The following is a 5,761-nucleotide window of genomic DNA, read 5'->3' as shown; positions in this document are numbered from 1 at the left end:
TGCCCCGCGTCGGGATGAGGATTGCGGGACGACTCAAATTGCAGCTCCACTAGCCGGTCTTGTGCCGCCTTCTTGTTGCTGCGGCCTTCGGCAAGCTTCTCGCGCTTGCCGTTAAACCAGACCATCCAGCAATTGCGTTGGCGATTGAACCAGGGTTTTGCTTGCCGGGCCATGACGATCCTCCGCAGGTAGATACGGGGATCCCCGGGAGAGTTTCGCTGCAAGCGCGCCACGCGCCCGCGAAGAATTCTGTCACCGATTCTGTCACCACTCGCGAGGGTGACGTTTGGGACAGTGGCGGTAAGTCTTGAGCTGAAAGGCTCTTAAATCAGAGCGGGCGAAGGGACTCGAACCCTCGACATCCAGCTTGGGAAGCTAGCGCTCTACCAACTGAGCTACGCCCGCGTGCGAGTTTTCTCGGAGAATACGAGACAACCTCTGTCCAGCGATTCTAGATTCTACCAGGAACTCCGTCCACTGGGACGACCCGGTCAGCGATTCTGTCAACCGACGCAGCCAGAATTGATTCGGCTTGTCTCTCCGAGCATCCTGTGCCGCCTGGCCTCCATGAGTTGAGGGCAACGGATTGCTTCGCAACGAACCGCGAAGCGGTGAGGACTTGGAATTGTCGTGGGCGACGAGGTAGATTTCCGTCGTTACGGAACCTTCCGAAAGGCCTTCTTCACCACTCGCCACATCGCCACGGCGATTGCCCAGGTGACGGTCCGCCTCCCGCGCACAATTGTTCGAGAGGCCCTAAAAGGGGAATGCGGGCGGCGGACTTTTCGATCGCACCGTTTCAAGTCGCCGCCGTCATTCGTTTACTTGCGCGATTACTTCGTGGTGCAGGTATCAGCGACGGTGGGGATTGAGTTTTCTTCAAACAAGGGACAGCCGAACACCGCGGAGCGATCGACCTCGGAAGTTCGGCCATGAACGAGCGCCGCGATGGCGCTGGCACCGGCGTTAGCGCCCTCCTGACCGCGCGCGGGTGTTAGTCCGCCGTGGAATATGAGTTGACCATCCCGATCGTAGAGAAGGCACGTTCCCGAAGTCAGCGAATGAAATCGTCTGGCCTCTCTTCGTGCCACGTCGTCGTGAACCTTGACGCCAGGGATGGCGTGAGCCATTTGCACGAGGCTCGATGATTGGGCTGACCAATCCGAACCGCCCGGCTGGATAAATAGAGCGTGTAAATCGACGTCGTCTCCACAACGCGCGGCAAGTCGCGCCAGTTCCGCGAGAGTCGCGCGCGTGCACGCACAACACGGATGGGCAAAGAGCAAAAGCGTCGGCCGGCCATCGCGCGTGATCTGCGATTCAATGGGCCAGGTCCGTGGAGGATCTCGCGTCTCGCCCGGGGCATTGGCGTAGCGCTCGAGCGCCACGAGCCCGGCCAGGACCAGAATGCTCCAGATGCTCAAGCCGATGATCAGCCAACGGCGCGCCCCGCGCGTCTGTAAGGGTGCTGGCGCGATGGTTGGGCTGAACGTTGTCTCCATGGATTGGCCACCGTCGGCGACAAGAACCATCGCGGGAAAAGAAGAAGACTGGACCTGCCTTGTGTAGAGACGCTTTCACCGAATGCCCCCACCGCCCCTGTCAACCGTAGATCACTCCCCAAGGGTGTCGTCGGTCCTTGAAACAAAGGCACTCCAGGTTCGACGAATCCTGTTGCCGGATTTGCCGACAATCCGTGCATTCGTGATAGGCATCAAAATCGTTTCCCATCGGTCGCCTGTCGCCTTGAGTGGCGGGAAGCATAGTTGACCATCCATTAACCTGATACAACGTAGAGCAGGTTCCGATCTCCGTCGCTTCGACGCCGGCTGGAGGAGAGAGCACATGGTCACAGCTCGCCGCGTTCTGTTATTGGTGTGTGCATTCGCAGTCGCCGATTCGGTCAGGGCTGATGACGGTGTAGCGCAAGCCGAACGAGAGAAGAAATTTGCCGAAGCCCTTTCCGGCGCGGTGCTTGTCGGGACGTTCTCGATCGACGGCGTCAAGACCGACAAGCTTCCGTTGGCGGAACGTTACGAACTAAAGTCGGTTACGAAGACCAAGGATGGCCTTTGGACCTTCACCGCGCGCGTCAAGTACCTCAGCCAGGATCTCACCCTGCCGATTACGGTGCCCGTGGTCTGGGCTGGGGACACGCCGATGGTTTCGCTGAGCGATTCGACACTGCCCGGACTGGGAAGCCAACTTTCCGCGAAGGTCATTTTCGATGGGCAGCGCTACGCGGGCACCTGGCAACATGGAAAGTTCGGCGGACATATGTGGGGGCGGATCGAGCGGGGCGATGACATTGAATCCGCGCCCGCCACTGACGAGAAAAGCGGCCCAGCCAAGCCGAGTTCCCGTGAATGAAGTCACCGTGGGCGGTAACCATTGCCGATAGATCGGAGAGTCTTCGCATGCTTCTAACGACATTGGTTCTGGCTGTGGCCATCACTGGCCAAGGCCCGTCGGATTGGTACGAACCGTTCCCCGCGCACAAAGTCGTCGGCAACGTCTACTACGTCGGCTCCAAGGATTTGGCCACCTATCTGATCACCACGCCCGAAGGGCATATTCTCATTAACAGCGGCTTCGAGCGCACGGTTCCCTTGATTCAAAAATCGGTCGAGTCGCTCGGCTTCAAAATGACCGACGTCAAAATCTTGCTGGCAAGTCACGCGCACTCGGACCATGTCGCCGGCCACGCACTGCTCCAGAAGGCAACGGGGGCCAAGGTGTATGTCATGCGCGGCGATCACGAGGTCATCGCGTCAGGTGGCGTTGGCCAGTACCTGTACGTGACCAGCCGCTGGCAGCCGTGCAAGGTCGACCGAGTTCTGGAGGACGGCGATCAAGTCAAGCTCGGGGGCGCAACGCTTGTCGCCCATCGGACTCCCGGTCACACACGCGGATGCACGACGTGGGCATGGCAGGTCGAAGACGGCGGCAAGAAACATGACGTCGTCGTCGTCGGCAGCCCCAACGTGAATCCTGGATTCAAGCTGGTGGGCAACGAGTCTTATCCCGAAATCGCCGCGGATTTTGCCAGGACCTTCGAGGTTCTCAAAGCCTTGCCGTGCGACGTGTTTCTCGGCGCCCACGGCAGCTACTACGGCATGATCGAGCGATACGACCTTCTCCAAAAAGGACAGGCCGACGCGTTCGTAAATCCCCAAGGCTACAAGGAGTTCGTTGCGAAGAAGGAGCAGGCCTTCCGCAATACCTTGGCCGCGCAGACGGAGAGCGCGGAATAGATAGATCTGCACATCGCCGGCACCATCCAAGCTGACGCCGACGTTCAAACTTCGTGAGCCATTCCCCAGGCTTTGAGCTTGCGCTGCAGCGTACGCACCGAGATCCCGAGCGCGTCGGCGGCGCGCGTGCGGTTTCCACCGAATTGTTCGAGCGTGTCGAGAATCGCACGTCGTTCCAGAACCTCGAGCGCTCTCCCCTCGTGCGATTCGACGGACTCATGCTCGGAATCATCATGCGCCCCCGGTGCGGACGAGGCCGGTTGTCCCTCGCGCCGGTCGGTGCGCAGCAAACGGTTCACGAGCCCCAACAGAGCGCTGGGGTCGACCGGCTTTGTCATATAGTCTTCGGCGCCGAGTTTCATCGCGGCCACGGCCGTCGGCACGTCGCCATAGGCCGTCACCATGATGAAGGGCGTGCGCGACTGGCTGCGCCGCCAGTCGCGCAGCACGTCGACGCCGCTGGCCGTCCCCAGGCGCAAGTCACAGATCACCAGGTCGATCGGTTGGTGAACGTAGGCCATGGCTTCGCGAGGGTTTCGAGCCGCCACAACTCGATAAGCCTCGGTTTCGAGCATGCGCGACAGGGCATCGCGCTCGGCACGTTGATCTTCGACGACGAGAATAGCTGCTTCATCACTCACGTTACACCTCGCGCTAATGTGGCGGTTTCAGCCAATGGAATGGAAATGCGAATACAGGTGCCCCGTTTCGCGCTACGAATGCACTGCACGTCGCCACCGAATTGGGTGACGTAGTTGCGTACCAGCGTAAGGCCCAAGCCCACGCCGGCACTTTTCGTCGAAAAGAACGGTTCGAACACTTTGTCTTGATCGCGGGTGGGTATACCCGGCCCGTCATCTTCGATAACCACCTCGGCAGATTCTTCCTGGCGCCGAATTCTGATCCAGATCTGCCCCTCCTCGCCCAGCGCTTCACGTGAATTCGTAAGCAGGTTCAGCAGCACTTGCCGCAGCCGCTGTCGATTCAAGCGTACCTCGATTGCTTCGTCGGGCAATTCCGCGTGCAGATGGATCTGGTCTTCCGTCAAGAGAGGCTGATAGAAGGTCACCGCGTCGCGGACCTCGGTAACGAGGTCCACCAACTCATCGACTTGTGGCTCGTTGCGGACATATCCCAGCAGCTCGCGCATCAGTTCCTCGACGCGGCCGACTTCCAGGGCGCTCGCCTCGATCATGTGGGTGGCCGTTTGGTCCTGGGGTCCCGCCGACCGGGTAAGTCGGCGGTTGACCGAAAACAGGTTCAGCTTGATGGCATTCAAAGGATTGCGAATCTCGTGCGCCAAGCCCGTGATGAGACGATTAATCGCTGTCACGCGCTGCAATTCGGCACGATCGAGTTGGCGGCGCAGCGTCGCATTGCGGCGCATGATGGCCAGCAGCGCGAACACCGCCACGGAAACAACGGACACGATGGCGCCGGTTACCAGGAACCAGCGGCGCAGGACGGTCGCTTCGGCCGAGGCCACTTCGTTTTCGAACCAGGCGGCATTGAGTCCGGAATGGTAAGTGCCAAGTTTCTCGCCGCCGACCGAAATGGGTGCTTGGATATCGAAACTGCGAACGCCGCCGGTCAATTCGCGGCACGATGTTTCGACCACGCCCGGCCCAGCCGCGGTAAGTTCCCGGTCAAACCATTTCGTTGGCAGATGCCCTCCTTCGAGGGTTGGATCGCTGTGGGCCACGATATGCCCGTCATCGTCGATGACGGCGCCGTACACGCGCTCCGGTTGTGGAATCACGCGTCTCCAGTGGGCGCGAAGCCATTGCGCATTCCGCGCGGTTGCCAAATCGGCGCCGGTACCCGATTCGGCGCCCAGATTCTCGAGGTGTCCTGCGGTCCGCTCCGCGTGGGACCTGAGCCGGCCGACAATCGAACTGGTGACCGAGGCTCGTGCCCGCTCCAACTCCAAGTAGGCGCCGCACAAGCCGAGCAGTACGACCAAGACCAGAGCGGTACCGATGCAGAGATAGGGAGCCCACCTCTGTTTGCCAAACTTGGCCAACAGGTCTTCCATCGCGCCTCCTGGCAAAAGGCCGATTGCCCGAGACCCGGCGGAACAGCCGCAAGCGGGCCTCTAACCGTATTTAAACACGCCAGGGCACCGGAAGTCGAATGCACTTGGCGCGCCACGGCTTCCCGCCCCGGCGAATTCCCCGGATGGAGTGACCGTCCGCGTCAAAATGTCGCAGACAAACAGGCCCAGCGCGACGCTTGGCCTGCCAGGGCGGTCGCGCGCACTCTATGTGCAGACAATTACATGGAGAGCGCACGGCGCGGCGACGGTGATGGCATCGATCGTCGCCGCCGCGAAAAAAAGGGCGCGTGCCGCCCGACTTAAGGGGAGACGCCGCGCTAGCGTGGCCGCCGCTTGGTTACCTTGGCCACCTTCGGCTTTCGGGCCGAGCTTGGCTTCTTGACCTTGGGCGAGGTTTTCAAGACCGCGGCGCCCTTGGCCGAGCGGCGCGCGAATATTCCTTCCCAACCCG

The 5,761-nt window shown here is 60.7% G+C and carries 5 protein-coding genes and 1 tRNA gene; 2 read left to right on the top strand and 4 right to left on the bottom strand.

The window, feature by feature from the left end:
• Window positions 1-332: 332 nt before the first annotated feature.
• A tRNA-Gly gene (locus VHD36_07590) sits at window positions 333-405 on the bottom strand.
• A 428-nt stretch (window positions 406-833) separates the two neighbouring features.
• The gene (locus VHD36_07585) at window positions 834-1,502 is read right to left on the bottom strand and encodes a hypothetical protein (GenBank protein HVU87166.1); all 669 of its coding nucleotides are present in this window, start codon (window positions 1,500-1,502) and stop codon (window positions 834-836) included.
• Between the two features lie 343 nt (window positions 1,503-1,845).
• Between VHD36_07585 and VHD36_07580 the strand changes: the two genes are divergently transcribed.
• A complete protein-coding gene (locus tag VHD36_07580) occupies window positions 1,846-2,370 on the top strand; it encodes a hypothetical protein (protein HVU87165.1) in 525 nt (174 codons plus the stop codon).
• 47 nt (window positions 2,371-2,417) lie between these two features.
• Window positions 2,418-3,254: a subclass B3 metallo-beta-lactamase gene (gene bla, locus VHD36_07575; protein ID HVU87164.1), complete on the top strand. Its 837-nt coding sequence runs from the start codon at window positions 2,418-2,420 to the stop codon at window positions 3,252-3,254.
• 44 nt (window positions 3,255-3,298) lie between these two features.
• Here the strand turns inward: bla and VHD36_07570 are convergent, their stop codons facing one another.
• Together VHD36_07570 and VHD36_07565 are read right to left on the bottom strand one after the other, a co-directional pair.
• Window positions 3,299-3,895, bottom strand: coding sequence for a response regulator (locus VHD36_07570; protein HVU87163.1), 597 nt, complete (start codon window positions 3,893-3,895; stop codon window positions 3,299-3,301).
• Window positions 3,892-5,289: a HAMP domain-containing sensor histidine kinase gene (locus VHD36_07565; GenBank protein ID HVU87162.1), complete on the bottom strand. Its 1,398-nt coding sequence runs from the start codon at window positions 5,287-5,289 to the stop codon at window positions 3,892-3,894. The genes VHD36_07570 and VHD36_07565 overlap by 4 nt, the downstream gene beginning before the upstream one ends.
• Window positions 5,290-5,761 lie beyond the last annotated feature (472 nt).

The sequence above is a fragment of the Pirellulales bacterium genome, from assembly GCA_035546535.1.
Taxonomy (GTDB): Bacteria; Planctomycetota; Planctomycetia; order Pirellulales; family JACPPG01; genus JACPPG01.
Note: the sequence above shows the minus strand (reverse complement) of the source record. Positions and strands in the feature narration are given on the sequence as shown.

What these genes read in the sequence shown, in the direction of transcription:
- VHD36_07585 (HVU87166.1), bottom strand. Translation starts at nt 1,502, where the DNA reads ATGGAGACAACGTTCAGCCCAACCATCGCGCCAGCACCCTTACAGACG.
- VHD36_07580 (HVU87165.1), top strand. Translation starts at nt 1,846, where the DNA reads ATGGTCACAGCTCGCCGCGTTCTGTTATTGGTGTGTGCATTCGCAGTC.
- bla (HVU87164.1), top strand. Translation starts at nt 2,418, where the DNA reads ATGCTTCTAACGACATTGGTTCTGGCTGTGGCCATCACTGGCCAAGGC.
- VHD36_07565 (HVU87162.1), bottom strand. Translation starts at nt 5,289, where the DNA reads ATGGAAGACCTGTTGGCCAAGTTTGGCAAACAGAGGTGGGCTCCCTAT.